Annotated in this window: 2 protein-coding genes; both read left to right on the forward strand. The window is 69.3% G+C overall.

Translation table 11 applies throughout. The features are described from left to right. Positions 1-849, forward strand: an 849-nt coding sequence (locus tag FKP22_RS28565; RefSeq protein ID WP_141291497.1) for a sugar phosphate isomerase/epimerase family protein, incomplete at its 5' end; no start/stop codon positions are given. A 63-nt stretch (positions 850-912) separates the two neighbouring features. Continuing rightward, the gene (locus tag FKP22_RS28570; RefSeq protein ID WP_141291499.1) at positions 913-1,848 is read left to right on the forward strand and encodes an AEC family transporter; all 936 of its coding nucleotides are present in this window, start codon (positions 913-915) and stop codon (positions 1,846-1,848) included. The last annotated feature ends 141 nt before the right edge of the window (positions 1,849-1,989 follow it).

A 1,989-nucleotide genomic window follows, 5' to 3' on the forward strand; every position in this document is an offset into this window, starting at 1 on the left:
CTGGCCGGCCCGCTGGAGGCCAGGCTGGCGGCCATGCGCGCGGCCGGCTTCGAGCAGGTGATGCTGTCGGCACGCGACCTGGTCGGCCATCCGCAAGGCGTGGACGCCGCGGTGCAGGCCGTGCGCGACAGCGGCCTGCGCGTGACCGGCTTCCAGGTGCTGCGCGATTTCGAAGGCCTGTCCGGCCACCTGCATGCCTACAAGGTGGACGTGGCCAAGTCCATGCTGGAGATGTGCCACGCGGTGGGCGCCAAGGTGCTGCTGGCCTGTTCGTCCACCTCCAGCCATGCCAGCGACAGCGTGGCCGACATGGCGCGCGACCTGCGCAAGCTGGCCATGCTGGCGGTGCCCATGGGCATTCGCGTGGCGTTCGAGGCGCTGTCCTGGGGCCGCAGTGTCAATGAATTCACGCAGGCCTGGGAGATCGTCGAGCGGGCCGATGCGCCCAACCTCGGCCTGGGGCTGGACGCCTTCCACCTGCTGGCCATGAAGACCCCGCTGGACGCACTGGACCTGGTCGACCCCGACAAGATCTTCCTCGTCCAGCTGGCGGACTTCATGTGGCAGGAAATCCGCTCGGTGGAAGAGCGCATCAGCACCGCGCGCCACTTCCGCGTCTTCCCCGGCGAAGGCGTGCACAACGAGGCGCTGGCCGACATGGTCACCCGGCTCAGCCAGATGGGCTACCGTGGCGACTACAGCTTCGAGGTCTTCAACGACGACTACCAGCAGATGCCGCTGCCCACCGTGGCCGCGCGCGCGCGGCGCTCGGCCGACTGGCTCACCGAAGGCGTGCTCAGACGCTCGGTGCCCTTGCCGGGCAGCATGCAGCTGAAGGCCTTGCGATAGACAATCGCCCTCGTCCATCAAGCCCCGCTCGCGGGGCTTTCCTTTTCCCGCCTGCTCGCGCCGATGCTGAACATCCTGCTGCTGACCGCCCCGATCTACCTGCTGATGGCCTTGGGCTATGCGATTGCCCGCGGCGGCCTGTTCGACGCGCCGGACTTCCGCACCATCGGCCGCTTCGTGGTCAACGTGGCGCTGCCCTGCATGCTGTTCCATGCGCTGGCGCGCCAGCCCATCGCGAAGATCTTCGACGTGCACTACCTCGGCGCCTATGCCGCCGGTTCGCTGCTGATGCTGCTGGGCACCACCGCCTGGGCCCGGCTGCGCCAGGGTCGCACCATGCCGCATTCGGCGCTGCTGGGCATGGGCGTGTCGTCTTCCAACAGCGCCTACGTGGGCTACCCCATCGCAGTGCAGTGGCTGGGCCCGGTGGCCGGCGTGGCGCTGGCGCTGACCATGCTGGTCGAGAACCTCATCATCATCCCGCTGGCCCTGGTGCTGGCCGCGCAGGGCGACGCCGAAGTGCCCTGGCGCGCCACGCTGCAGCGCGTCTTCGGCCAGCTGGTGCGCACGCCGCTGATCGTCGCGATGGCGCTGGGCGTGCTGTTCTCGCTGACCGGGCTCACGCTGCCGGACCTGCTGATGCGGCCGCTGCAGATGATGGCCGTGGTCGCGTCACCCGTCTCGCTGTTCGTGATCGGCGGCTCGCTGCACGGCGCGAAGCTGGAGGGCCAGCGCAGCGCCATGGGCGCGGTCATGCTGGGCAAGCTGGTCATGCACCCGATGGCCGTGGCGCTGGCCTTCTGGCTGCTGCCGGCGGTCTCGCCCGAGCTGCGCAACGCCGGCCTGATGCTGGCCGCCGCGCCCATGCTCAGCATCTACCCGATGATGGCGCTGCGCTACCACTGGGAAGGCTTTTGCGCCGCGGTGCTGCTCATCACCACACTGGCCAGCTTCATCACCGCCAGCGGCTGGCTGTGGGTGCTCAAGACCTGGGGGTGAAGAAGGCCGGTGTGCGAGTTCCCGGAGAATAGGCGGCTTCGCCCGAACGGCGCGCCGCCGTGCCTCATGCTCGCCATTGCCTTTCTCCCCACCGCCGCGCTTCAGCTGCCCGCTGCCTGCCGGCCGTCCGCCCCGTGAACG

The organism is Ideonella azotifigens (assembly GCF_006519715.1).
Classification (GTDB): Bacteria; Pseudomonadota; Gammaproteobacteria; order Burkholderiales; family Burkholderiaceae_C; genus Ideonella; species Ideonella azotifigens.

Excerpts from the sequence above, each read along its gene's own strand:
- FKP22_RS28570 (WP_141291499.1), top strand. The coding sequence starts at position 913 with ATGCTGAACATCCTGCTGCTGACCGCCCCGATCTACCTGCTGATGGCC.